Below are 24,041 nucleotides of genomic sequence, written 5' to 3' on the forward strand. Positions count from 1 at the left end.
GCATGAAAGTAATGGGATTGGATTACGGGGATCGCCGAATTGGGGTCGCCGTAAGTGATGCCTTCGGCTGGACCGCCCAAGGATTGGAAGTCATAGAACGACGCGGTGACGACAGCGAGTTCGGTAAAATTGCAAATTTGGTTCGTGAAAATGAGGTCGGCGAGGTTGTTGTTGGCTTGCCGAAAAACATGAACGGAACCGTGGGTCCACGCGGTGAGATTTGCATCGAGTTTGCGAACCGACTCAAGGAGTTACTGGGTTTACCCGTTCACCTTTGGGATGAACGGCTGACGACGCGTTCGGCGGAGCGTACGCTTCTGGAGGCCGACGTCAGCCGAAAAAAACGCAAGCAGGTGGTAGATAAACTGGCCGCAAGCCTGATCTTGCAAAACTATTTGGACGCACACAGTACAAGGTGAGGGGGATTTCGTAATGGCTGAAAATCAAGTGGGTATGGAAGAAGAGCCGGAAATTATTTATATTGCCGATGACGAGGGCAACGAGGAAGAGTTCGAGGTCATTATGAAGTTTGAGGTAGATGGTTCCGAAGCGAAGTACATGATGGTTGCGCCAGTGGACCCTGAAGCTGATGAGTCCGATGTGTACGCCTTCCGTTACGAGGAAGAAGGCGATGATATTAAATTGTTTGTGATCCAAGACGATGCCGAATGGGAAATCGTCGAAGAGACCTTTAATACATTCGTAGAAGAAGAGGAAGAGGAAGACGGGAAATGACGAGCTATTCACGTGAAGACCTGAGTTGGACCTCTGATTTGAAGGAAACGTTCGACGGCGATGTAGAGTTGCAGGATGAACAGGGCCATGCGATTCGCATGGAATTGGAAGCAGAGTTCAAGGTAGGGGAGCAACGGTACGCCGTATTGCGTAGACCCGGGGCTGCTGTTGGCGAACATGAACTTTACCATGTAAGCTCATCCACAGACGGCGAAATCTCTATCACCACCATTGAAGATGATGATGAGTGGGAAGATATTTCCGAACTGTACGATGAATGTACGTTGCCGGAAGAACTGTAAGTCTGGATAGCGATGAGATCAAACCTGAAAGGGCGGACCAGTCCGCCCTTTTTGGCTGTGAAGGAGTTGGGTGGATGTGAAGCGAAGGACGAGGATGTTTACGTTGTTGCTACTGCTTATCATTATAGCAGGAGGGGTAGCCCTCTATATTTGGAATGCCATGCAGCCTGTTCAGCCCCAAACACAACCCGTTGCTTTTACGGTGGTGCAGGGAACAGGAACATCGGCAATCGCAGATACGCTGGAGCAAAAGGGACTTATACGTAATGCGCTCGTGTTTAAGGCTTATGTAAAATTCAAACAGCAAGGAAGCGCATTTCAGGCCGGAAAATATGAGGCGCAGCCTGGCGCAACCTTTGATCAGTTGATTACTAAGTTATCGGCTGGAGATGTTGTCAAAGAGGAAATGATTCGTTTTACAATCCCGGAAGGTTTTACGATTAGACAGATGGCTGATAAGCTGCAAAAGGAAGGACTGGCAGACCGGCAGCAATTTTTGCAGCTGGCCAACGATCCGTCCGCTTTTGACGTCGCGCTGGTGCGGGACATTCCAAAGCAGGCGGGGCTTCGCTATGCGCTGGAGGGCTACCTTTTCCCGGAAACCTATGAGCTGAAAAAGGGCAGCACGGCCAAAGATATGATACAGGTGATGCTAGAACAGACACAAAAGCGGTTGGAGACTGTTTCCGATCTGGATGCCAAGCTGAAACAGCGGGGTGAAACGCTGCATCAACTGCTGACGGTTGCTTCTTTGGTAGAGCGCGAGGTGGTTGTGGAAGATGAGCGGTCTGTAGTAGCTGGCGTCATTTATAACCGGCTCAAACAGGGTAAGAAGCTGGAAATTGATGCTACGGTTCAATATATGCTGGACAAGCAAAAAGAACGGCTGTATTACAAGGATTTGGCTGTGGAAAGCCCTTATAATACGTATTTGCATCTGGGACTTCCACCAGGGCCGATTGCAAGTCCCAGTCTGAACTCAGTGATAGCGGCTTTACAGCCGAAAGCTACAGATTATTTATTTTATGTGACCAAAAAAGACGGGACACATGAACATTTGTTTGCCAAAACGTATAAAGAACATTTGCATAACATTCAGGTAAGTAACCGTAAGACAAATTAGGAGGTGAGCCTATGGCTTACAAACCCGAACTACTGGCAACTTCCAGCTCTCCGGAGGATGCCCGCCATATGCTGGGGGCTGGAGCTACTGCATTACTTATTGGAGATGACCGCTTTGGAATGCGACTGCCGGGACATTTTACACCGGACCAAATCCGTGAAGTGGTAGAAGAAGCACGCAAGCATGCGGCGCAGGTATATGTATCTATGACGAATTTGATGACGAACGAGCTATTGCCGCTCATTCCCGAATATGTGCAGACCCTAGCTGGATGCGGCATAGACGCCATTGAGTTTAATGATCCCGCAGTGCTTATGGCCGTGAAGGAGTATGCCCCGCATCTGAAGCTGTTCTGGAACGGTGAGATGATCTCTACCAACTTCGCAACCGCCAACTATTGGGGTGAAAAGGGGGCTTCCCGGGTCATTTTGGCTCGTGAGCTGAGTATGGATGAAATTACCGAAATGATACCAAAGTTGAACATAGAAGCACAGGTTCAGGTACATGGCATGACTAATATTTATCACTCCAAGCGTAAGCTTGTTCAAAGTTATATGCTGCACCAGGGACGTAATGTAGAAGGGGATTTGGGTAGAGGACGCGGCTTGTTTCTGATTGAAGCAGAGCGGAAAGAAGAGAAGTTCCCTATTTACGAGGATATAAATGGGACACATATTATGAGTTCAGATGATTTTTGCATCATGGAGGACCTGCATATTCTAATGGAGGCGGGCGTGCATAGCTTTAAGATCGAGGGCTTATTGAAGCCTACGGCTTACAATGAGGCGGTTGTTCGTGCTTATCGTAAAGCAATAGATAGTTATACAGCCGACCCAGATGCTTACGCTTATGATGAAAGCTGGCTGGATGAAGTTCGCCGTCTTCAAGATCCTGAACGGGAACTTTCCTTCGGATTTTTCTATAAAGAGCAGGTTTATTAATTTTAAAATGAATTTACAGAGGGGGGAACGTCATGGGGACGATAACCAAAGCGAGAAAATATATAGGTAAACGGAATCGTTTGGACAAGCCGGAGCTGTTGGCTCCTGCCGGAAATCTGGAAAAACTGAAGTTTGCCGTTCACTATGGCGCGGATGCTGTATATATTGGTGGACAAAAATATGGTCTGCGTTCTAACGCCGATAATTTCAGTTTTGAGGAAATGCGCGAAGGTGTAGAATTTGCGAACAAGTATGGTGCTAAAGTGCTTGTGGCCACCAATATCTATGCCCACAATGAAGATATTGCCGGAATTGAGGAGTACTTGCGCAATCTGTACGAGGCGGGAATTCATGCCGTTATCGTCGCTGATCCGGCTATTGTATCCGTGGCATTGCGCGCTGTTCCTGGATTGGAAGTGCATTTGAGCACACAGCAGTCCACGCTGAACTGGCAAGCGGTAAAGTTTTGGAAAAACGAGGGGTTACCGCGTGTGGTACTTGGACGTGAGACCAGTCTGGAGGAAATCGAAGAAATTAAAAAGCATGTGGACATCGAAATCGAGGCTTTTGTCCATGGTGCGATGTGCTCTTCATTTTCCGGCCGCTGCGTGTTGTCCAATCACTTTACAGACCGTGATTCCAATCGTGGGGGATGTTGTCAGTCTTGCCGCTGGAAATACGATCTGTTTGAGGATGCCCGCCCAGGTGAGGTTTGGATATCTGAAGAAGAGGCACAGGTTAGCAATGCACTGAAACAGTTCCAGCTCGGTGTTAACCAGCTTCCATTGTTTGAAGAGAGTGATAATGCTTTTTCTATGGGTTCCAAGGATCTATGTATGATTGAAAATGTCCCTGATCTGATTGATGTAGGTGTAGACAGTTTTAAAGTAGAGGGACGGATGAAGTCTATCCACTATGTGGCAACGGTCGTGAATGTCTATCGTCAAGCGATTGATTCCTATATGGCTGATCCTGAAAATTATGTGCTCAAACCAGAATGGATTGAAGAAATTAACAAGGCAGCTAATCGTCCGCTGAATACAGGGTTTTTCTACGATACACCGGATCATGAGGATCATATTTATGAGCCGGAAGAAAAGGCAGTCCCTTATGATTTTGCTGGACTAGTCATGGACTACGATGCCGCGAGTGGGATCGCAACTATTCAACAACGGAACCATTTTAAACCCGGTCATGAAATTGAATTTTTCGGTCCGAACGGAACATTCTTCAAACAAACGGTCGGAACGATCTGGGATGAGGAAGGCAACGAGTTGGATGCTGCTCGTCACCCGCTTCAACGAATTAGAATGAAGGTAGATCAGCCCGTATCGTATTTTGATATGATGCGTAAAAAGAAATAAATAAGCCTTAAGTCACAGGTGAAAGAATCAAAAGCCTCTCCTATCGGTTGGAGAGGCCTTTTTTTGAATAGTTTTCTAGGAAAAAAGTTTCACAAAATTTAGTCGATGCTCAAAGGAAAGCTACATTCCTTGTCGAATAGTTCCGATAGAAGTTATATAGATAATAGATACATAATGGATGACGTGGAATTAGAAACTAATTATATGGTGGTAGGTGAGAGGAATGGGTTTACGGAAAAAAGAGGGGAATACAGTAAAAAGGCAACCCAAGAAAACGGATCAAATGCAGGGTTTGAAAGGCAGTAAAGCAACGAATAAAGGGGAACAAACGGTTGCGATGTCTTCGAAGGTTGCGCCCTGGTTAGCTAAGGCGATTCGTAAGGGTACACACAATTTAAAGCGTTTACTTAAGCCAGAAAGGTACAGTAAAGATTTCATGCATTTGGTCAAAAACTATAATCCGATACGTTCGGTTGGAATGAAGTTGTTTCTGATCTTTTTTGCGGCAATTATGTTATTTGTGGTCAGCTTGGGGATGCTCTCATACTACAAGGCTAAAAGTACGATTGAGCAAAATGCAGCAACGGCTTATCAGCAGACCGTTCAGCAAACTTCAGAAAAGCTTGACATTATTCTAGAGCGCTTTCAAGACACATCGACACAGGTATTTTTTGATACTGAATTAAGTGATCAGTTGCAAAAGGCTGTAAAGCAAGATAAAAATCCCTTTGCATCTTTTGTTGCTATGGGCGAAGTAAACAAGAAATTAACGAATATTGCTTTTACGAATAAAGCGATTGATTCATTGTATTTGTACCCGGAAGAAACCAAGTTTGCTGCTATGGGCACTGGAACACAAAAAGATGTACGGCAGGAAGCATGGTTTAAGGATATTTTGAAAAACAAGGGAATTGTTTGGTTACCTACACAGGTGAATGACAATGGCAGCAAGACCTTTCGCCTAGCACGCTCCATGAACAGTATGTCTGGGTTGGGAGGGACTTACGTTCTGGTTATGGATTTAAAGTCCAGTGCGGTGGAGGACGAGTTGAAAGGTGTTAATTTGGGCTCAGGCAGTATGATTAGCCTTGTGACAGACAAGGGGGAGTTTGTAGGCTCTAACAATGAGAGCTTGGCTGGAGGAAAGACAAAGCTGGATTACGTTTCCAAGCTTGAGGGGATCGAAGGAAATCAAATTATGGAGCAGGAAGCAGACGGCAAAGAGCAAAATGTGCTTGCGGTTCATAATACGCTGGGAACTTCCAAATGGATTCTCGTGGGTGTAGTACCTGTATCTGAGCTGGTGAGAGACGCTAAGGGGATTCTAACCACGACCTGGATATTTGCTGCAGTGGCTGCACTCATTGCATTGTTCATTGGCCTATGGATCGTGCGTCTCGTGGCTCGTCCATTGACACACCTGAAGGATTTAATGGTCGAAGGCGCCAAAGGCAACTTGCAAATTCGAACGAACTATAAGGCTCAGGATGAAATTGGGCAGTTGTCAGAAAGCTTTGATATCATGATGGAGCAAATTACATTGCTGGTAGAGCAGACGAATGCCTCAGCTCAGGAGGTTCTGAAAACAGCGACGGAACTAGGCGATGCCTCGAAGAAGACAGCCATTTCAGCCAAAGAAATAGCAGCAGCAACGGAAGAAATTGCTCATGGCGCCGCCAGTTTGGCAACAGAGGCCGAACGTGGCAGCGGACTAACCGGGAATATATCTCAGCAAATGGATACGGTTATGGCTTCCAATCATGAAATGAGTCTGGTCGCACAAGAAGTTGAACAATCCAGTGAACAAGGGACAGTTCAACTGAAAACTCTATTGAGCAAGACTAAGGTTACGGAAGAAACTACGCATGCTCTGGTAGGCAAAGTAGATGAACTGAAGAAGACAACTTCCGATGTCTTTAAGGTGCTGGACGTATTACAGGATATTGCTAAACAAACGAATATTCTATCACTGAATGCGACGATTGAAGCAGCACGAGCGGGGACGGCTGGGCGTGGTTTTATGGTGGTAGCTAATGAGGTTCGGCAGTTGGCTGAACAATCACGTCAAGCTATTCGCACAGCTACGGGTATTACTAATAACATCGTCAATGAGATGAATGAAACGGTACAGGCATTATCTGAGGTGTACCCGCTGTTCCGGGAGCAAATGGGAGCCGTGCAGGAAACAACGGACATTTTCCAATCGGTGCAGCAGCAAATGGGAGAGTTCGCGCTTCGGTTGGGAACGGTCACCGCCTCCATTCATCATCTGAGTGAATCACAGACCACATTGTCCGAGGCAATGACCAATGTAAGTGCAGTAGCTGAGCAATCCTCGGCCACTTCACAGGAAGTCGCTTCACTCAGCACTGAACAGGCCAATATTGGTAATCAACTGGTAGGTTTGTCGGATAAACTGGAAGGAGTATCAGTGAACTTGAAGGAACAGCTTTCGCGGTTTACGGTGTAGATATAACTAAACCATGGGAATCAGGATTGTCACTGATCTCCGTGGTTAACCCATTCAACGTTAAAAGTTGAGTGGGTTTTCTTTTTCAACTACAGGACATACTACTGGAAAAAAGATGAAAGAAGGATGGGTGTGCCGAGGCGTGGTAGCAGTTTCATACGAAAACGTCGAATTGCATATATGGCCTTGGGGGTGATGGCGCTACTGCTGATTTTATTATTCCGACTGGCTTGGCTTCAGGGGACAGCGGGCATTCATATGTCCGTTTATGGGGGGCATTCGCTTAAGGAAATGTCAGCACGTCAGCGACAGGAGGGCATTTCTATCGACTCTGGACGTGGACAGTTTACGGACCGGCATGGGCGACCCTTGACTGGCGGAGTAGTATGGACGCCAGTACTTTTTCCCGATGTAGATGGCAAAGCGGCTTTACATGGCGAAGAACTGGCCGAGCTACTGCGTACGAATAAGAAGCAACTACTGACACGATGGAAAGGGCTGCAATCCCCGCTCATATGGCGAGATGGGCGCGGAGAGCCCGTACAAATCAATCCGCATGAAGCAGGCAAGCTGCTGAAGTTAGCCCCTTCGCTTATTGAGCTTGTACCTTATGCGAAACGTTACAGGGATTTCCCCAATGGCAGGCAATGGCTTGGCTTTTTGTATGAACGTGCCGACCGAGCGAGTGAACTGCCGATGGGGGCAGCCGGGCTGGAAAGAACGCTGGAGCCGCTACTGAGCGGCGTCGGTGAAACGTTCGTCTCCCGATTTGTAGATGCGCAGCGTCGTCCATTGGCTCATGTACCGCTGCGTGTCAGTGCTCCATCCAATGGTCACTATCCATTACAGGTACAGACTACAATTGATCTACCTATACAGGAACAGATTGAAAAGCTGACGGAATCTAGTCATTTGGCAGAAGGGGCGGTGGTAGTGCTCGATGCAGGCAACGCGGATGTACTGGCGATGGTGTCTCGCCCTTTTTATAATCCCGGTCATGTTGATCCCCAGAAAAAAACAGACTGGTCTAATCGTGCACTTAAGGCGATAACGCCTGGTTCCATTTTTAAGTTGGTTACGGCTGCTGCTGCACTTGAATCAGGTGTTGTCCAACCGCAGGAACAATTCCATTGTCATGGAACTTATGGCAAGTACGGTTTGGCTTGCTGGAAAAAAGAAGGACACGGTACCCTGAACCTGGAGGAAGGGCTTGCCGTATCCTGTAATAGTGTGTTCGCTCATCTCGGCGAACGGCTTAATCCTGAGCAAATTCAGGCCACAGCCTCTGCACTGGGATTGGGCCGAACTGTGGGCTGGCAGGAGCGGAATCTTGCAGGACTACCTCAATTCAGACCGCTGGATCACGAAGAAAAGGGAGCCGTATTCGGCCCCCATACGAACGCGTCTGATCCGGGCGTACGTGTACAGACAGCTATCGGCCAACGTGATGTGCTGGTGACGCCTCTCCAAGCTGCCAATCTCATCGTCACCTTGCTGCATGATGGTCAAGTACATGCACCACGCGTCGTCAAACGCATCAGTTATGCAGATGGTAGCACCTTACTGGAACTACCTACTCACGCTGCACCTTCACCTGAGGGTAGCCGCTTGATTCATACATCGACGGCTCGCACGCTTCGTGAAGCAATGGAAAAGGTTGTGACACAGGGGACTGGTGCCTCGTTGCGTAATAAATCATGGAATCTGGCCGGCAAATCAGGTACGGCCCAAGCTTTGAAGAACGGTCACCCCATCAATCACCAGTGGTTTATAGGGTATGGTCCGATAGAGCGGCCTCGTTATGCGGTCGCCGTCCTTGTGCAAAATGCTTCAACACATTCTGCAAATCAAGCTACAGCATTGTTTGGTCAAGTGATGGATCTGTTAGCTCAATCCTCCTGAGTACCACGAGTAGCTTCACGATCCTCCTCCTGTATTTTAACGATAAACGGAGGCTCGTCAAATTCCTCTGTCGGAAACCGAATCCATTGCTGCAGATAGCCTTGCTGCCACAATTCCTTGAGCAAAATGATCAGAATGGGGGATAGGATTAATCCGGCCAGTCCAAAGATGGACAACGATATAATGGCAAAGGAAAGCATCAGATAGGCAGATGAAACACCGATGGAATTACCAGTGATTTTAGGCTCTGCCAGCTGACGAACGATAACCGTGACAGCCATGACAATAAGCAGGCCTACTGCCAGGCCGGTATTGCCTGTGATGAACAGATACACGGCCCACGGAATAAAAATAACAGGTACACCCAACAGGGGCAGGATATCAAACAAAGCTGCCACGAGCGCCAATGAGAGGGCATTATCCACTTGCAAAATGAGTAAACCTATAAATACGAGAACAAAGGTAATCCCTACCAGTAGAGCTTGAGCCTTGAGAAAAGCGGAGATAGCTTTAAGTACGTGGTTTTTCAGAAAAAGATAAGCAGTTTTTAGTGTCTTGGGTGTTTTACTACGGGCAATGCTCTTCCAAAGATTAATTTCCATACTTAAAAAGAACGCTAAAATGATTGCAATGGCAAAGTTGCCCATAAAAACAGTGAAAGAACTGAGGAACTGTATGAAAAAGGATAAGCCTAGCTGTGCCCATTTCGTAGCAATGGTGGTGGCAGTCGCAAAATATTCATTCACACGTTCGGTAACACCCGGAGGTAAAGCAGCGATTTTATCTTGAGAAAGATGAAGATACCGCGTGAATTCCGCTTGGATAATCTGAGTATACTGTGGGAGGTTTTGCGCGACTTTCGTAAATTGCGTAACCAGAATCAGACCCAATCCGAAAAAAATAGCAAGTAAAAGGATAATAAACAGCAATACGGAGAGTGCGGAGGCAAAAGTTTTTTTCATTCCTTTTCGATGAAAATAACGGGCAGCAGGTTCAATGCACCAGAACACGACGAACGAAAGGAACACAGGTGCGGCAAGTTGATACAGTTTGCTGGATACGAACATAATTAAATACACGGTTAATACGATCAAACCGATATCAAAAACGGTACGCCAATATTTTTTGTACAATGGAAGCATATGGATACAACGACTCCTTTTAGATTTTTATTTATTGTACACTAAATTGGACCTCAATGCTGACCGTATGAAGTAGCGAAATCTCGGCATGTTTACGTCATTGTGATAACATATAAGTAAGTGAGTTTTCCTCAGGAAGCCTGCTTGGGGAGTTCAGAATAGAAAAGTGGGGATAAAACGTGCAGACTTTGCTGTTATGGATGTTTTACATTTCAACTTTTTATGCTTTTATTCCGGCGCTGGTTAGTCGTATATTTGGTTTCCGGGTGTTCAGGCGCGGCAAAAGTGAACAAGAATATGCGCTCACCTTTGATGATGGCCCTGATCCAGTGTATACATCGCAGCTGCTTGATTTACTGAAGCGTTTTGATGCCAAAGCTACTTTTTTTGTTGTTGGGATAAATGCAGAAAAACACCCTGAGCTTCTGAAACGCATGCATGATGAAGGTCATCTAATCGGTATTCATAATTATGTGCACAAATCGAATTGGCTTATGCGGCCTGTTACTGTTAGAAGACAAATTGCCCAGACAGAGTCAGTCATTCGTCGAGTAACTGGCGAGGGAACGACCTTTTATCGCCCACCTTGGGGGATAGTGAACTTCTTTGATATTTCCAACACCAATGGTCGTCGAATCGTATTATGGTCTTCCATGTTCGGGGACTGGAAGGCAAGCATTGGAGCGAAACAATTGGCAGAGAGAATGCTTAAAAAGCTAAGGGGTGGCGAGGTGATGCTGCTCCATGACTGTGGTACGACATTGGGGGCAGACGCGGAAGCGCCACAGAATATGCTAATCGCACTGGAGAAGCTACTGAGGGTCGCCCAAGAACGACAATTACGCAGCGTGCGGGTGGATACATTGTTTTGCCGTCAGTCTGTCAATCAACCTACTGCCTCCGAGATGTCCAGTATGGGTTGGTATAAAAGAACGCTGGTATTTGGATGGCTTCAGTATGAGCGTCTATTTCATGTTTTGTTTCGTCTTCGTCCCGTAAGTCAGGAGGATACGATCTTTTATTATCGTCGCCGTATCTATCATGGGCCAAATGTAAATATGGAGAACAGCAGGTGGCTAAAAAAAGGGGACCCGGTAATCGAACTTCATTTTGATAATAAAAAGTTGTTCCAATTGGGTTCGACGGCAAAGTCGATGGTACATCTAGCTATTCAATTAATTCGGATTGTAAAAAAACAACTTCCTGATCTGACCCAACGCATTGTACATGATTCTGAAATGAAAGGTGTAAAGGCGATCTATGCAGTAAGTATGATTCATCGGGGACCAGAGAAGTTGGGATTTCAAGTTCGAGAGCTTCCCAAAGGATTGTTTAAGCATGTGTCCACTGTATATCTTAAGCTGTTATTTCGTGTTATCCATCCTTCGGGCTTAGAGAAATTGAGTGAAAAAAAAGATGTAATGGTACCAAAAATAATTGTGATGCCACTGGATACCTTGTTTGAACGTTTTCATCAGGGAGACTCACACCGCTCAAACGAAGCTCTTGAGCAAACAGCTCAGAGAGATGATGTCCATGCACTCAACAGCGAGCTGACTGAATAGGCTAACCCTGATGACCTAATAAAAAAGCCTCTCGATCCTTTGTCAGGGATCGAGAGGCTTTTTAGCCGTTCATAAAGTAGTCCTATCTTAGCAAAGCATTTAGATTTTCATAATTCCGCCGTTACTTGCGTTCGTCACCAGCTTGGAATAACGCGCCAGGTAACCTGTTTTCACCTTCGGCTCAAAGCCTTTCCAGTTGGCGCGACGACGTTCAAATTCTTCGTCCGTAATCTGGAGCTCAATCTTACGATTGTTCAAGTCCAGCTCGATGATATCGCCGTCCTCAACAAAAGCGATAGGTCCGCCTTCTGCAGCTTCGGGGGAAATATGACCGATGGAGATACCACGGGAAGCACCTGAGAAGCGTCCGTCTGTAATCAGACCCACCTTGGCACCAAGCCCCATACCCACGATTTGTGAAGTTGGAGCGAGCATTTCAGGCATACCAGGTCCGCCTTTTGGACCTTCATAACGGATAACAACCACGTGTCCTTCATTAATTTTACCGTTGGCGATACCTGCCAGTGCATCTTCCTGTGAATCAAAGCAGATAGCAGGACCTTTGTGATAACCACCAACCGAAGGATCAACTGCACCGACTTTAATGATGGAGCCTTGCGGTGCAAGATTACCGAATAATACAGCCAGACCGCCACGTTCGGAATAAGGGTTGTCCAGTTTGTGGATGACGTTAGTATCCAGAATTTCCTGACCCTCTACGTTTTCACGAATGGTTTTTCCGGTTACAGTAATACAGTCTCCATGCAGTGCGCCCGGTTTCTTCAACAATTCATTCAGTACTGCGCTTACGCCGCCTGCATTATGAACATCCTCAATATGATAGTCGGAAGCAGGTGCCAATTTGGACAAATGAGGTACGCGGTTTGCGACTTCATTAATACGTTCGATAGGGTAGTCAACTTCTGCTTCATGGGCAAGTGCCAATGTATGCAATACTGTATTTGTGGAACCGCCCATTGCCATATCCAATGCAAATGCATTATCAATAGCTTCTTTAGTCACGATATCACGTGGTTTAAGATCCAGCTTAATCAATTCCATCAATTGGCGTGCAGATTGTTTAACGAATTCTTTACGTTCTTCTGCTACTGCGAGAATGGTGCCGTTACCCGGCATAGCCAGACCCATTGCTTCTGCGAGACAGTTCATGGAATTCGCTGTGAACATCCCTGAACAGGAGCCACATGTCGGACAGCCATATTGTTCTAATTCAAGCAAGCTTTGATCGTCGATTTTACCAGCCTGATATGCACCTACGCCTTCGAAGACGGAGGTCAGGGAAATAGAGCGACCGTTCTTGTCTTTACCAGCTTTCATAGGACCGCCGCTGACGAAAATAGTTGGAATGTTAACGCGCAATGCGCCCATCATCATGCCAGGGGTAATTTTATCACAGTTAGGAATACAAACCATGCCGTCAAACCAGTGAGCGGACACGACAGTTTCCAGAGAGTCAGCTATAATTTCGCGACTGGGCAGAGAATAACGCATACCGATGTGGCCCATGGCAATGCCGTCGTCTACACCGATGGTGTTAAACTCGAAAGGTACACCGCCTGCGTCACGAATGGCTTGCTTGACAATTTTGCCAAACTCCTGCAAATGGACGTGGCCCGGTACGATATCAATATACGAGTTACATACCGCAATAAACGGTTTGTCAAAATCTTCTTCCTTGACACCCGCTGCGCGCAGCAAGCTGCGGTGAGGAGCGCGATCAAAGCCTTTTTTAATCATATCGGAACGCATTTTCGTCTTAGCTGTCATGATGCTGGTTTCCCCCCAAAGTATAAAAATAGTATGGCGTTCAATGGACGCCGTGATAGCGCAGATGTTTTCTAAAGAGTCTATCATAGATGTGAGCTTTTTTCTACATATATGAAGATATTGAAAAAATACAAGAAGTGTTCTGTAATCAACAATATATAGACATGAGCAGTTTTATTTGTCTATATATTGCATTTAGAAGAGGTTTTAATTTGAATCTATTAGAAATATCTATACTGATAGGTTTGTGTATCAGGGAAAATATGAAAGAGCCCATACCGCAATAAAGCAGATGGGCTCAGCTTGTTTATATGTTAAAGGAGAGCGGAAGAGGACATTACACCTTAATTTCTGCCACCTTTACGACCGATGTCTCTGTAGAAATTTTTGTCGTGCGACTCAGCTGTAGCATCGCCACCCTTTTTGCCGATTTCCTGATAAAATTCTTTATCGTGAGAGTTTGCAGTTGCTTCCCCGCCTTTTTTACCAATCTCCTGATAAAATTCCTTATTGTGCTTCTTGGAAGTAGCTTCTCCACCCATACGACCTGCCTCTTCGCGACTCATTTTCCCCTGATTTTGATTACGTGCCATTACAAATCACCCCTTAATAAAAAAGTTGTTTTTTGTTGCGCGCATCCTTTACTTACCACGTCACGCCTGTATGAAACAGGCTCCAAGTGGAGTAAAGAGGGGGTAGACTTGCTCACATGTTGGTCTGTAAGTGGGTTGTGGCGTGTTCAATGTTAAATAAAAAATGGATAAAAAAATTATGCGGACCGTCTAAAAGGATAAGGAGCTGGCCTTAGCATCCACTCTACCTGTGGCTCAATCAGAGGTCGTGTTGCAGTTCGAACCCAAGGCATGGTCAACATACAGCACAGACCAGCAGCACACACCACAATCAACATGACTTCCACTGGAGTGTCTATATATTCGTAGACTCCCTTCGCAACGACGGTACGGACGATCAAGCCATGCAGTAAAAAGACATATAGTGTCCGTCTTCCCATCTCGGTTATACGTCCTGTGACAGCTGGAACAAAGCTTAGGAACGCCATGGATGCTATCCATTGAACTCCATAAATGCCGATGCGGTAAATTCCTGCGTACCATTCGGTATGGCCCAATTCACCGTAAGTCATATTGCCATACAGCCAGCCTGCCGGGATGTCGAAATACGACGTTCCCGCCAGTACCATAAGCAGAAGAGATATAAAGCCAGCGATTATGCGGACTGGAGCTGTGAAGAACCGCCGAACGTCCGCATAATTCAAATGATAACCTGCTATAAAGTAAGGCAAATAAACAAAGGTTCTGCATACGCTCAGCCATATACCATCCACAGGGAGATACCCGACGAGGATACCGAGCAGCACGGATATACCCAATTGGAGGACAGGTGGTATTTTCTGAAAAGACAGCATTAGCAGTCTCCAACAGATATGGCTGGCAAGGAACCAGAGTAGCAAATAAGGAGCAAAGAACGAATGATGGATATGGGGAACGTGGAAGAGCGCAACATCCAAGATCGAATAGAGCGATTGAAAAATAAGATATTGCATACCGATCTGAAGCAGAACTTTTCGGCCTGCAGATCCGGTCAAAGATGTTTGGGCAAAGTAGCCTGTAACGAGTACAAACAACGGCATATGAAACATGAATATCCAGCTGAACCATTGTTGAGCAATATGAAATGAACCGACTAGAGGTTCCAGAGCATTTCCTGCAAATACGCATATGATCAACAGAAATCGCAAATTGAGAAAGAAGCTTTCCCCTTGTACATCATGGCTTGTCGTCATGTGTTTCCCTCCGAGCGGCTTCTGCCGAATAAACTATTTAAAAAATAATTCTTTACAAGGAACAAGGTACGATACTCTGGACTTTATCATTGTGATTTTATTCACAATAGTAAGCGTTATCATAACCTTATTGTGTGGCGAAAGCTTGAACACCAGACAAAGACGGGCTAATACCTGGAAATGTATGCTGATTTGACCCTGTATGTGCAACGATGTTACCCTAACAAGGCTATAGTTACGCTGAGAATACAGCGGCACATTTTATATTCAAATTACGAATTACGAGGTACGAAAGACGAAAGGGACTTTTACAATGAGAAGAAGAACAAGAAGATCATACAATTCATATGGGACACGTGGTCCTCGGAGAATATGGAAAGTTCTCTTAGGCATCCTGATTATTATTGCACTGATAGCAGGGTGGGGAGCATGGAAGGTATTTACGCCTTATCAGCCTGACGAGACGGCGGCGGCTGCATTAGCCGAAGTAGCGGATGCTGTGAAAGTAAATGAACAAGAACATTGGGTTGGTTTTGAGCCTGTAAAAAGAAGCGGAGCTGGAGTCATTTTGTATCCAGGGGCGTTGGTGAAGCCCGAAAGCTATGCGCCTTTGGCACGCCGTCTGGCGGAAAAGGGTCATCATGTGATTATTGCAAAAATGCCACTCAACCTTGCATTGATCTCCCCGGATCTAGCGAATGAAGTGCTAAAGGCATATCCGAAAGAAGCGTTTGTTATTGGAGGTCATTCGTTAGGTGGAGTGATGGCGGCCCGATATGCAGCTGCGCATCCTGATCAGGTCAAAGGTGTATTTTTCCTTGCCTCCTACCCGGATAACAAAGGAAATTTAAAGGATAAAAATCTGCCTGTTATTTCTCTACTGGGAAGTGATGATGGAGTCGTCCAGATGGAAAATGTCCAAAGTGGTAGAACTTATTTACCAGCCAACACGCTGTATTTTACAGTCGAAGGGGGTAATCATGCTCAATTCGGCAGTTATGGTGCCCAAAAAGGGGATAATCCTGCAAAAATTAGCGCTGTCGAGCAATGGAATCAGACGGTAACGGCTTTACAGGACTGGATGAAAGAAAGTGTGGATGTGGCTCCTAAGAATCAGTAAAGGAGGTATGCTGCATGTCTGAGCTGATCGTGCAGGGGGAGCGGTACCCATGCCGTGGTATTCTATTGGATAAAGATGGAACGTTGCTGGATTTTATTCAGTTGTGGGGCCCCTGGGCTCGTTCTATACTGGATATGATGGAGCAGCATCTTGCCGTGGCGGGTGCCGGTTTTACGGTGGAAAAAGGTACCGTTCTAGGTACTGTTCACGATCAGGAGGGGCGTGTGATCGGTTACGATCCTTCTGGCCCGCTGGCCGTGGGGACGGTGGACGAAAGTACAGGGGTACTGGCTTGGCAGCTTTATACTGCTGGTGTACCGTGGAATGAGGCTGTGCGGCTTGTCCGCGACTTTAATAAAACGGCGATGGCTGATATTCGGCGACATCGGGCAGCGAAGGTGTTTCCAGGATTGCGGACATTGCTGGAGCAAAGCCGCCATGCCGGGCTGAAGCTGGCAGTTGTGACCTCTGACAGTACCGAGGCTGCACAGGAGCATTTGGAGTGGATGGGGCTGACATCTTATTTTGACGAGATTATCGGACATGATAGGGTTACATACGGTAAGCCTGACCCGGAAATGGCTGAAAAAGCCTGCGCATTACTAGGATTGTCGCCGGCGGACGTGGTAGTCATCGGAGACAGTAATGGGGACATGCAGATGGGCAAGCGTGCCGGAGTGCGGCTCGCTATTGGATTTGCGCCAGAAGCAGAACGTTCTGGTCATTTACTGGATGCGGATAAGGTTGTTCGTGGATATGAAGAACTGGAGGTGCGTAGGGTATGAAAGTTAATACGTTGGCGGAATGGATACAGCAATCGCAGAATGTTGTTTTTTTCGGCGGAGCAGGCACATCGACGGAAAGCGGTATTCCGGATTTTCGTTCGGCAGCAGGCCTGTATCAAAGTGAGGAGAAATTGCCTTATTCCCCTGAGGTTATGCTGAGCCGTTCATTTTTTGTGAAGCATCCTGAGGTGTTCTTCGACTTCTATCGCAGCAAAATGCTGCATCCCGATGCGGAGCCGAACGGTTGTCATCATTTCCTCGCGTCATTGGAAAAACAAGGCCGTCTAAAAGCGGTTGTGACCCAAAATATTGACGGTTTACATCAGGCTGCAGGTAGTGTGAATGTACTAGAACTTCATGGCTCGGTACATCGCAACCACTGTATGGAATGTGGACGCTTTTACAGTCTAGATGAAGTGATGAACAGCTCTGAGGTTGTACCCAAATGTCCGATAGATGGAGGAATTATCAAACCGGATGTCGTTTTATATGAGGAGGAGCTGAATCAGGATACCATTATTCAATCCGTTCAGGCTATTTCACAGGCTGATCTGCTGTTAATTGGAGGAACGTCGCTGACAGTACATCCCGCTGCGGGCTTGATTACTTATTTTCGTGGTAAACATACGGTGCTGTTGAATACAGATCCGACCTCGTATGATCATAAGGCGGATCTTTTAATCACTGATCCAATCGGTAAAGTTATGGAAAAACTTGCTCATCAATTAGGTTTGTAATCGTTTTCTTGTCAACGCCTGGATAAAAGCGCTATGATGATGTTGTGATGGACATTACAATGTTTCGAGAGAGGCTGGGATAGCATGGTTTATTTAGCTGGCGAAGATCGTTATGAAAGTATGAAATATAACCGTACAGGGAGATCAGGTCTAAAACTGCCCGCTATTTCGCTGGGCTTGTGGCACAATTTTGGCGGGATTAACAACGCGGAGAATGGCCGTAGCATGATTACCCGCTCCTTTGATCTGGGAATTACGCATTTTGATTTAGCTAATAACTATGGCCCTCCTGCGGGATCAGCTGAGGAATTTTTTGGACAAGTTTTAGCCAGTGATATGAAACCGTACCGGGATGAGTTGGTCATCTCCACCAAAGCGGGCTACAATATGTGGGCAGGGCCTTATGGAGACTGGGGATCTCGCAAGTATATGATATCTAGTCTGGATCAGAGCCTGAAGCGGATGGGGCTGGACTATGTCGATATATTCTACTCTCACCGATTTGATCCTGATACGCCGCTGGAAGAAACGATGGGAGCACTGGATCATATCGTACGTTCTGGCAAAGCGCTGTATGTGGGTGTGTCCAATTATAGTGCGGAGCAAACAGCGGAAGCAGCTCGCATTCTGAAGGAACTGGGAACACCGCTTCTGATTCATCAGCCGAAATACTCCTTGCTTGACCGCTGGATTGAAAATGGATTACAAGATGTACTGGACGAAAACGGGGTAGGCAGCATTGCCTTTTGCCCGCTGGCGCAGGGATTGCTGACCAATAAATATTTGAACGGAATTCCTGAGGATTCACGTGCAGCGAGTACATCGGTTTTCCTGAATGAGAACCATGTGACGCCAGAGACACTTCGCAAGGTACGCGCCCTGAATCAGATGGCTGCTGCACGCGGACAAAGTTTGGCTCAATTCTCGCTGGCCTGGGCTCTGCGCGGCGAACGTCTGACCTCTGTCTTGATTGGGGCAAGCCGTGTAAGCCAAATTGAAGAAAATGTTGCTACTTTATCCAATCTGGACTTTTCTCAGGAGGAACTGGATCGGATTGATTCGATTCTGAATGCCGGGAACTGACAGGGCGGCGGCACAGCCTAATGGCGAAAGTTAATTTGTAGTCATCGGCCTAATTTCGTGTTCTCTTATACAATATAAATTAACAGCCCGTATCCGTTTAAAGGATGCGGGCTGTTTAAGTCTGTTTTACGACTGTGGATACTGCTTAACCTTGCTTCGGTACTCGGTTGGAGACTGACCACAGAAGCGCTTGAATTGACGTGAGAAATATAAGGCATCAGTTAGTCCGACCGAAGCGGCCACTTGCTCTACCGATAGTTCAGGACGCTCACGCAGCAGTTGACGTGATTTGTCAATTCTTAGCTTAAGCAGATAGGTGACGGGGGAGATGCCCGTTTCCTTTTTGAATATCCGTGACAAATACGCACGGTTATAACCAAGTCCTTCAGACATTTGCTCAATGGAAACGGGATGTGCGTACTGAGTGGACATATATTGCACCATCTGCTTGACTGTACGTTGAATTTGTGAATCCGCCCCGGACGGATCAGTCCAGTCGCTCAGGTAATTGCCTGCTTCCCCCATAATCAGATACAAATAGCCCAAGGCTGATAAATGAGAACTAGATTTTCTGCTATAAAAGGCCAATTGCATTTGCTTCAAATAACCGGGGATTGGACTTTGATCGGAAGCATGGAAGACAGGCTGGTGAACACGCAACCCTGCCTCCTGCACCACCTGCTCAGTATGGTGTCCAGTAAACGCAGACCAACGATAACGCCACGGTTCCTCTTCATCAGAGGTATAGCTCACCAGCTGACCAGGATGGATAAGGAAAAAATCGTTTACTTCAAGCTGATATGTGTGCTGTTCCGTTCGGAAGATGCCTTTGCCCGATTCTACAAAGTGGAGCAGATAGTAATCATAGATTTTCGGCCCTACGGCATGACCGGATTTGGTTTGGCTCTCTCCTGCAAAAAGCACATGCAGTGGGCTATTTTCATAAAACACTGGATTAGAGGCGACAGCATAACTATATGAATGCGTTTGCAAAATAGGGTCATCCTTCCTGCATTTGTGAATAGTTTAGCGTATGCGGTATACTTACATTGTACATATCCAAGTCACATTTATCCATAGCTTAAACACATGGATGCATTACATTGTGTGACGCTTTCATTTATACTGAAATCATAAGAGATGTCAACCTGATTAAGATGTTACAGGGAAATCAGGTGGCCTTTACTAACGGTATACGAGGTGGATGCGGATATGAACTCTACTGAATTAAAGAAACATTTTATTAAAAAATATGGTGAAAGCAGCAATGAACTGCGGATATTTCATGCACCTGGACGTGTCAATCTGATTGGAGAGCATATCGACTATAATGGTGGTTATGTACTCCCGGCTGCGCTGGAATTTGGAACGACGCTGATCCTTCGTGCGCGTAATGATGATGAGATTCATTTTGCTTCGACAAACCTGTCGTATGAAGTATCTATCTCCCGCGGAGAAATAGGTAAAAACAAAACGGATGAGTGGGTGGACTATCCGGTGGGCGTGTTGGTAGAGCTAGCTGATAAGGGAGTTTATCCGTCTAAGGGATATGACCTGCTCTATCACGGAGAAATACCGAACGGTGCTGGATTATCCTCTTCAGCCTCCATTGAGGTTGTTACAGGATACGCGTTCCTCACTATTGAAAAACAGAAAACAGATACGGTCGAAATCGCTTTGTTGTCCCAGCGAGCAGAAAACAATTACGTTGGTGTCAATTGCGGCATTATGGACCAGTTCGCTGTAGCGAACGGAGCAGCTGATCATGCAATTCTACTGATGTGCGATACGTTGGATTACCGCAAAGTTCCATTCCGTACGGGAGATTATAAGTTGGTGATCGGCAATACAAATAAGCGTCGCGGTTTGGTGGACTCGGCCTATAACGAGCGTCGTAGCCAATGTGCCGAAGCACTGTCCATTTTGCAGCAGCAGGAGCCGTCACTGGAATACCTCGCTCAGCTGGATGAGACGCGTTTCGGAGAGCTTCAGCACCACATCACGGACGAAACAGTGCGTCGGCGGGCACAGCATGTGGTGGAGGAAAACGCTCGTGTATTGGCCTCTGTCGATGCTCTCGCGGCGAATGAACTTGCAGCTTTTGGTCAGTTAATGAATGCTTCTCATGATTCATTACGCGATTTGTATGAGGTCAGCTGCACGGAGCTGGACGTCATGGTTGAAGAAGCCCGACGCATTCCTGGCACGTTGGGTGCTCGTATGACGGGAGCTGGATTTGGAGGGTGTACGGTTTCGTTGGTTCATGAGGACGATGTTGAACGTTTTGTGAAGGAAGTCGGCGAAGCTTATCAGACCCGCACAGGGCTGGAAGCCAGCTTTTATGTATGCAAGGCAGGAGACGGAGTTAAAGAACTGAAGGAGGACGAATAACATGGCCATTTTAGTAACAGGTGGAGCTGGATATATCGGTTCACATACCGTAGCAGAATTGTTGGATCTGGGAGAAGAAGTTGTGGTGCTGGATAATTTGCAAACCGGGCACAAAGCAGCGTTGCTTGGGGGCAAGTTGTATGAAGGGGATTTGAGGGATAAAGAATTACTGTCCAAACTGTTCTCTGAAAATAGTATCGATGCAGTTATCCATTTTGCAGCCAACTCGCTGGTTGGAGAAAGTATGCAAAATCCTGGTAAATATTACGACAACAATGTATTTGGCACGCTGAGCTTGTTGGAGGCGATGAAAGATGCCGGAGTGCGCCGAATTGTATTTTCCTCTACTGCGGCTACCTACGGCGAACCGGAAAAGGTACCGATTGAAGAGGGTGACCGTACAGAGCCAACCAACGTGTATGGTGAAACAAAGCTGATGATGGAGCGCATGATGTCGTGGTTTGATAAAGTTTTAGGCATCAAATATGTGTCTTTACGGTATTTTAATGCGGCTGGTGCGCATGAGAGCGGCAAGATCGGCGAAGATCACCGACCAGAAAGTCATCTGATCCCATTGGTGCTCCAGACAGCCTTGAAACAGCGTCCACACATCGCTGTGTTTGGTGAGGACTATGCGACACCTGACGGCACATGTGTTCGGGATTACATTCACGTAAGTGATCTGGCGGATGCTCATGTGCGTGCAGTAAATTATTTGCGCGAAGGCAATGACAGCAACGTGTTCAATCTGGGCAACGGACAGGGCTTCTCTGTGAAAGAAGTAATTGAGACAGCACGCAAGGTCACCGGGCTCGAGATTCCAGTTGTGACAGAACCTCGCCGCGCAGGCGATCCAGCGATATTGGTTGCATCTTCTGACAAGGCTCGTTCGGTGTTGGGCTGGAGTCCAGCGCGTACCCAACTGGAGGATATTATTAGCGGAGCATGGGGATGGCATCAGTCGCACCCTCACGGCTACGGCGACGAATAGACGGGAGACGATGACATATGAGCGAGCGCCAATCTGCAGATAAAGGCCAAGGCCGGGAACATTCCCGGCATCTGGCCCATGACATCGACGAAACTGTACAGCAGTCGGCTCTATATGCGGTGGAGCAACTGGTTGCATTCGCACAAAATAAGGGCTTGGTCGGTCCGCAAGACACAGATTACAGCCGTAATTTGTTATTGGATCAGTTTGGTTTTTCCGAGCCTTATTCAGGTAGGGATGTAGGGGGCATTATGGCCCCTGAAGCCCTCCAGCCTGTGCTTAATGTATTGATAGATTATGGTTTTGCCATAGGCCTTATCCCCGAAAACACAGATACGTATCGTGATTTGCTGGATTCCAAAATTATGGGCCTACTGATGGCGAGACCATCTGAAGTCATCCGTGACTTTCATCAAACGGAGGCTGAACGTGGCATAGAGGCGGCGACTGATGCTTTTTATCAATTATCTATCGATTCGAACTACATCCGAATGGATCGGGTTGCCAGCAATGTGTACTGGAATCAGTCGACATCTTACGGAGATATGGAAATTACGATTAATTTGTCCAAGCCAGAAAAAAGTCCCAAGGAAATTGCGATGGCGAAGCTTTTGCCGCCGCCTGTTTATCCCAAGTGTCAATTATGCCGTGAAAACGTTGGATATGCAGGAAGAGTAAATCATCCGTCCCGTCAAAATTTGCGTATCATTCCGGTGGAATTGAATGGGGAACCGTGGTTTTTTCAATATTCACCCTATGTGTATTACAACGAGCATTGCATCGTGTTCCATCATAATCATGTACCGATGAAGCTCACGAAGGATACACTGCGCCGATTACTGGCCTTTACGAAAGCGTTTCCGCATTATTTTATTGGCTCCAATGCGGATCTGCCGATTGTCGGCGGATCGATTCTGACCCATGATCATTTTCAGGGTGGTCGTCATACATTCCCAATTGAAAAAGCGGGTGTGGACGGCGTATACCATAATGAAGCGTTCCCGCAGGTTACAGCAGGGATTGTAAATTGGCCGATGTCGGTCATCCGTTTTACGTCAACAGATGCCGAGGCGCTGTTGGAAGCGGGAAATGCTGCTTTTGAAGCCTGGAAAGCTTATAGTGATCCTGTAGCTGATGTCCTCTCTCATACAGAGCAAGAGGGGGAAACGATTCCGCATAATACTGTGACGCCGATTGTGCGCCGTGATTCCGAAGGCAGGTATCAGATGGATCTCGTACTGCGCAACAACCGAACGAGTGAAGAGTACCCGGAAGGTATTTTTCATCCTCACCGCGAGATGCATCACATCAAGAAGGAAAATATCGGTCTGATCGAAGTTATGGGACTTGCCATATTACCGGGGCGGCTCAAGGATGAACTGGATGGAATTGCAGATATTTTGTGTGGGGATGACAAACTGGCTGTGGCTGTACAGCAAGAAGGACATCCGCTGTTTAAGCATGCAGACTGGATTTACCAGTTAAACACTCGGTTCGGTCGTTTGCCTGACAAGGAGACGGCTGTTCGTACCATACAAAATGAGGTTGGACTGAAATTCAGTGAAATTTTAGAGCATGCAGGAGTATATAAACGGAATCCGTCCGGACAGCAGGCCTTTGGTCGTTTTATGAAACAATTGGGATATACTTTGGGAGAATAAAATTGCTTGCGAAGCACATACTATACTACGAGAACCCTCCCAAGATATGACATGGAACCATGCTCCTCAAGGAGTGTGGTTTTTTTCTGAAAACAAAGCAGATTTGTTTCCTGTAACCGAAAAGGTTATAATAGAGT

Annotated in this window: 20 protein-coding genes and 1 pseudogene; 16 read left to right on the forward strand and 5 right to left on the reverse strand. The window is 46.6% G+C overall.

Features of this window, described 5'->3' with window-relative positions; translation table 11 throughout:
• Positions 1–2 precede the first annotated feature (2 nt).
• From ruvX to JOD82_RS18330, 8 genes are all read left to right on the forward strand, one after another.
• Positions 3–419 carry a Holliday junction resolvase RuvX gene (gene ruvX / locus JOD82_RS18295; protein ID WP_029515724.1) on the forward strand — a complete coding sequence of 139 codons (417 nt, stop codon included), beginning with the start codon at positions 3–5 and terminating at the stop codon, positions 417–419.
• 13 nt (positions 420–432) lie between these two features.
• Positions 433–735: a DUF1292 domain-containing protein gene (locus tag JOD82_RS18300; RefSeq protein WP_013311523.1), complete on the forward strand. Its 303-nt coding sequence runs from the start codon at positions 433–435 to the stop codon at positions 733–735.
• Positions 732–1,037: a DUF1292 domain-containing protein gene (locus tag JOD82_RS18305; RefSeq protein ID WP_013311522.1), complete on the forward strand. Its 306-nt coding sequence runs from the start codon at positions 732–734 to the stop codon at positions 1,035–1,037. The genes JOD82_RS18300 and JOD82_RS18305 overlap by 4 nt, the downstream gene beginning before the upstream one ends.
• A 94-nt stretch (positions 1,038–1,131) precedes the next feature.
• Positions 1,132–2,160, forward strand: a complete 1,029-nt coding sequence (gene mltG, locus JOD82_RS18310; protein ID WP_069012469.1) for an endolytic transglycosylase MltG — start codon at positions 1,132–1,134, stop codon at positions 2,158–2,160.
• 11 nt (positions 2,161–2,171) lie between these two features.
• Positions 2,172–3,101: a peptidase U32 family protein gene (locus JOD82_RS18315; RefSeq protein ID WP_069012470.1), complete on the forward strand. Its 930-nt coding sequence runs from the start codon at positions 2,172–2,174 to the stop codon at positions 3,099–3,101.
• Between the two features lie 32 nt (positions 3,102–3,133).
• Positions 3,134–4,465: a peptidase U32 family protein gene (locus JOD82_RS18320; RefSeq protein ID WP_069012471.1), complete on the forward strand. Its 1,332-nt coding sequence runs from the start codon at positions 3,134–3,136 to the stop codon at positions 4,463–4,465.
• A 223-nt stretch (positions 4,466–4,688) separates the two neighbouring features.
• Complete coding sequence (locus JOD82_RS18325; RefSeq protein ID WP_209949776.1) at positions 4,689–6,935, forward strand: methyl-accepting chemotaxis protein; 2,247 nt, start codon at positions 4,689–4,691, stop codon at positions 6,933–6,935.
• A 126-nt stretch (positions 6,936–7,061) separates the two neighbouring features.
• Positions 7,062–8,837, forward strand: a complete 1,776-nt coding sequence (locus tag JOD82_RS18330; protein ID WP_209949777.1) for a peptidoglycan D,D-transpeptidase FtsI family protein — start codon at positions 7,062–7,064, stop codon at positions 8,835–8,837.
• Here JOD82_RS18330 and JOD82_RS18335 read toward each other — a convergent pair.
• On the reverse strand, positions 8,825–9,979 hold the full coding sequence (locus tag JOD82_RS18335) for an AI-2E family transporter (protein WP_209949778.1): 1,155 nt from the start codon (positions 9,977–9,979) through the stop codon (positions 8,825–8,827). The two genes, JOD82_RS18330 and JOD82_RS18335, sit on opposite strands and share 13 nt — an antisense overlap.
• 179 nt (positions 9,980–10,158) lie before the next feature.
• On the opposite strand from JOD82_RS18335, the gene JOD82_RS18340 reads away from it, so the two are divergent.
• The gene (locus JOD82_RS18340; protein WP_165149661.1) at positions 10,159–11,544 is read left to right on the forward strand and encodes a polysaccharide deacetylase family protein; all 1,386 of its coding nucleotides are present in this window, start codon (positions 10,159–10,161) and stop codon (positions 11,542–11,544) included.
• A 99-nt stretch (positions 11,545–11,643) separates the two neighbouring features.
• On the opposite strand, the gene ilvD is transcribed toward JOD82_RS18340, so the two are convergent.
• The 3 genes and pseudogenes from ilvD to JOD82_RS18355 all read right to left on the reverse strand — a co-directional run bounded on the left by ilvD (position 11,644) and on the right by JOD82_RS18355 (position 15,136).
• Positions 11,644–13,332, reverse strand: coding sequence for a dihydroxy-acid dehydratase (gene ilvD / locus JOD82_RS18345; protein ID WP_039272868.1), 1,689 nt, complete (start codon positions 13,330–13,332; stop codon positions 11,644–11,646).
• A gap of 353 nt (positions 13,333–13,685) precedes the next feature.
• Positions 13,686–13,925 (reverse strand): annotated as a pseudogene (locus JOD82_RS18350) (KGG domain-containing protein); the annotation flags it as partial.
• Positions 13,926–14,101: 176 nt separating this feature from the next.
• The gene (locus tag JOD82_RS18355; protein ID WP_209949779.1) at positions 14,102–15,136 is read right to left on the reverse strand and encodes an acyltransferase family protein; all 1,035 of its coding nucleotides are present in this window, start codon (positions 15,134–15,136) and stop codon (positions 14,102–14,104) included.
• 313 nt (positions 15,137–15,449) lie between these two features.
• Between JOD82_RS18355 and JOD82_RS18360 the strand changes: the two genes are divergently transcribed.
• The 4 genes from JOD82_RS18360 to mgrA all read left to right on the forward strand — a co-directional run bounded on the left by JOD82_RS18360 (position 15,450) and on the right by mgrA (position 18,861).
• Complete coding sequence (locus tag JOD82_RS18360) at positions 15,450–16,256, forward strand: alpha/beta fold hydrolase (RefSeq protein WP_039272872.1); 807 nt, start codon at positions 15,450–15,452, stop codon at positions 16,254–16,256.
• A 14-nt stretch (positions 16,257–16,270) separates the two neighbouring features.
• The gene (locus JOD82_RS18365) at positions 16,271–17,041 is read left to right on the forward strand and encodes an HAD family hydrolase (RefSeq protein ID WP_069012477.1); all 771 of its coding nucleotides are present in this window, start codon (positions 16,271–16,273) and stop codon (positions 17,039–17,041) included.
• Complete coding sequence (locus tag JOD82_RS18370) at positions 17,038–17,778, forward strand: NAD-dependent protein deacylase (protein WP_039272876.1); 741 nt, start codon at positions 17,038–17,040, stop codon at positions 17,776–17,778. The genes JOD82_RS18365 and JOD82_RS18370 overlap by 4 nt, the downstream gene beginning before the upstream one ends.
• Before the next feature lie 84 nt (positions 17,779–17,862).
• The gene (mgrA, locus tag JOD82_RS18375; RefSeq protein WP_039272878.1) at positions 17,863–18,861 is read left to right on the forward strand and encodes an L-glyceraldehyde 3-phosphate reductase; all 999 of its coding nucleotides are present in this window, start codon (positions 17,863–17,865) and stop codon (positions 18,859–18,861) included.
• 126 nt (positions 18,862–18,987) lie between these two features.
• On the opposite strand, the gene JOD82_RS18380 is transcribed toward mgrA, so the two are convergent.
• The gene (locus JOD82_RS18380) at positions 18,988–19,854 is read right to left on the reverse strand and encodes an AraC family transcriptional regulator (RefSeq protein ID WP_069012478.1); all 867 of its coding nucleotides are present in this window, start codon (positions 19,852–19,854) and stop codon (positions 18,988–18,990) included.
• A gap of 219 nt (positions 19,855–20,073) precedes the next feature.
• On the opposite strand from JOD82_RS18380, the gene JOD82_RS18385 reads away from it, so the two are divergent.
• Genes JOD82_RS18385 through JOD82_RS18395 form a run of 3 tightly spaced genes read left to right on the forward strand, consistent with a single transcriptional unit; the run spans position 20,074 to position 23,904 of the window.
• Positions 20,074–21,252, forward strand: coding sequence for a galactokinase (locus JOD82_RS18385; RefSeq protein ID WP_029515710.1), 1,179 nt, complete (start codon positions 20,074–20,076; stop codon positions 21,250–21,252).
• Position 21,253: 1 nt separating this feature from the next.
• Positions 21,254–22,243 (forward strand): UDP-glucose 4-epimerase GalE, encoded by a 990-nt coding sequence (gene galE, locus JOD82_RS18390; protein WP_013311504.1) that lies wholly within the window; start codon positions 21,254–21,256, stop codon positions 22,241–22,243.
• A gap of 17 nt (positions 22,244–22,260) precedes the next feature.
• The gene (locus tag JOD82_RS18395) at positions 22,261–23,904 is read left to right on the forward strand and encodes a UDP-glucose--hexose-1-phosphate uridylyltransferase (protein WP_029515708.1); all 1,644 of its coding nucleotides are present in this window, start codon (positions 22,261–22,263) and stop codon (positions 23,902–23,904) included.
• Positions 23,905–24,041: the final 137 nt, after the last annotated feature.

Origin of the sequence: Paenibacillus sp. 1182 (assembly GCF_017833915.1) — a bacterium.
GTDB lineage: Bacteria > Bacillota > Bacilli > Paenibacillales > Paenibacillaceae > Paenibacillus > Paenibacillus polymyxa_D.

Bases quoted from the DNA above. Each gene is read 5' to 3' on its own strand.
- mltG (WP_069012469.1), top strand. From the start codon at position 1,132: ATGTTTACGTTGTTGCTACTGCTTATCATTATAGCAGGAGGGGTAGCC.
- JOD82_RS18385 (WP_029515710.1), top strand. From the start codon at position 20,074: ATGAACTCTACTGAATTAAAGAAACATTTTATTAAAAAATATGGTGAA.
- JOD82_RS18355 (WP_209949779.1), bottom strand. From the start codon at position 15,136: ATGACGACAAGCCATGATGTACAAGGGGAAAGCTTCTTTCTCAATTTG.
- JOD82_RS18320 (WP_069012471.1), top strand. From the start codon at position 3,134: ATGGGGACGATAACCAAAGCGAGAAAATATATAGGTAAACGGAATCGT.
- JOD82_RS18360 (WP_039272872.1), top strand. From the start codon at position 15,450: ATGAGAAGAAGAACAAGAAGATCATACAATTCATATGGGACACGTGGT.
- JOD82_RS18395 (WP_029515708.1), top strand. From the start codon at position 22,261: ATGAGCGAGCGCCAATCTGCAGATAAAGGCCAAGGCCGGGAACATTCC.
- JOD82_RS18335 (WP_209949778.1), bottom strand. From the start codon at position 9,979: ATGCTTCCATTGTACAAAAAATATTGGCGTACCGTTTTTGATATCGGT.
- galE (WP_013311504.1), top strand. From the start codon at position 21,254: ATGGCCATTTTAGTAACAGGTGGAGCTGGATATATCGGTTCACATACC.
- JOD82_RS18365 (WP_069012477.1), top strand. From the start codon at position 16,271: ATGTCTGAGCTGATCGTGCAGGGGGAGCGGTACCCATGCCGTGGTATT.
- ruvX (WP_029515724.1), top strand. From the start codon at position 3: ATGAAAGTAATGGGATTGGATTACGGGGATCGCCGAATTGGGGTCGCC.
- JOD82_RS18330 (WP_209949777.1), top strand. From the start codon at position 7,062: ATGGGTGTGCCGAGGCGTGGTAGCAGTTTCATACGAAAACGTCGAATT.
- JOD82_RS18325 (WP_209949776.1), top strand. From the start codon at position 4,689: ATGGGTTTACGGAAAAAAGAGGGGAATACAGTAAAAAGGCAACCCAAG.
- JOD82_RS18305 (WP_013311522.1), top strand. From the start codon at position 732: ATGACGAGCTATTCACGTGAAGACCTGAGTTGGACCTCTGATTTGAAG.
- JOD82_RS18300 (WP_013311523.1), top strand. From the start codon at position 433: ATGGCTGAAAATCAAGTGGGTATGGAAGAAGAGCCGGAAATTATTTAT.
- ilvD (WP_039272868.1), bottom strand. From the start codon at position 13,332: ATGACAGCTAAGACGAAAATGCGTTCCGATATGATTAAAAAAGGCTTT.
- JOD82_RS18315 (WP_069012470.1), top strand. From the start codon at position 2,172: ATGGCTTACAAACCCGAACTACTGGCAACTTCCAGCTCTCCGGAGGAT.
- JOD82_RS18370 (WP_039272876.1), top strand. From the start codon at position 17,038: ATGAAAGTTAATACGTTGGCGGAATGGATACAGCAATCGCAGAATGTT.
- mgrA (WP_039272878.1), top strand. From the start codon at position 17,863: ATGGTTTATTTAGCTGGCGAAGATCGTTATGAAAGTATGAAATATAAC.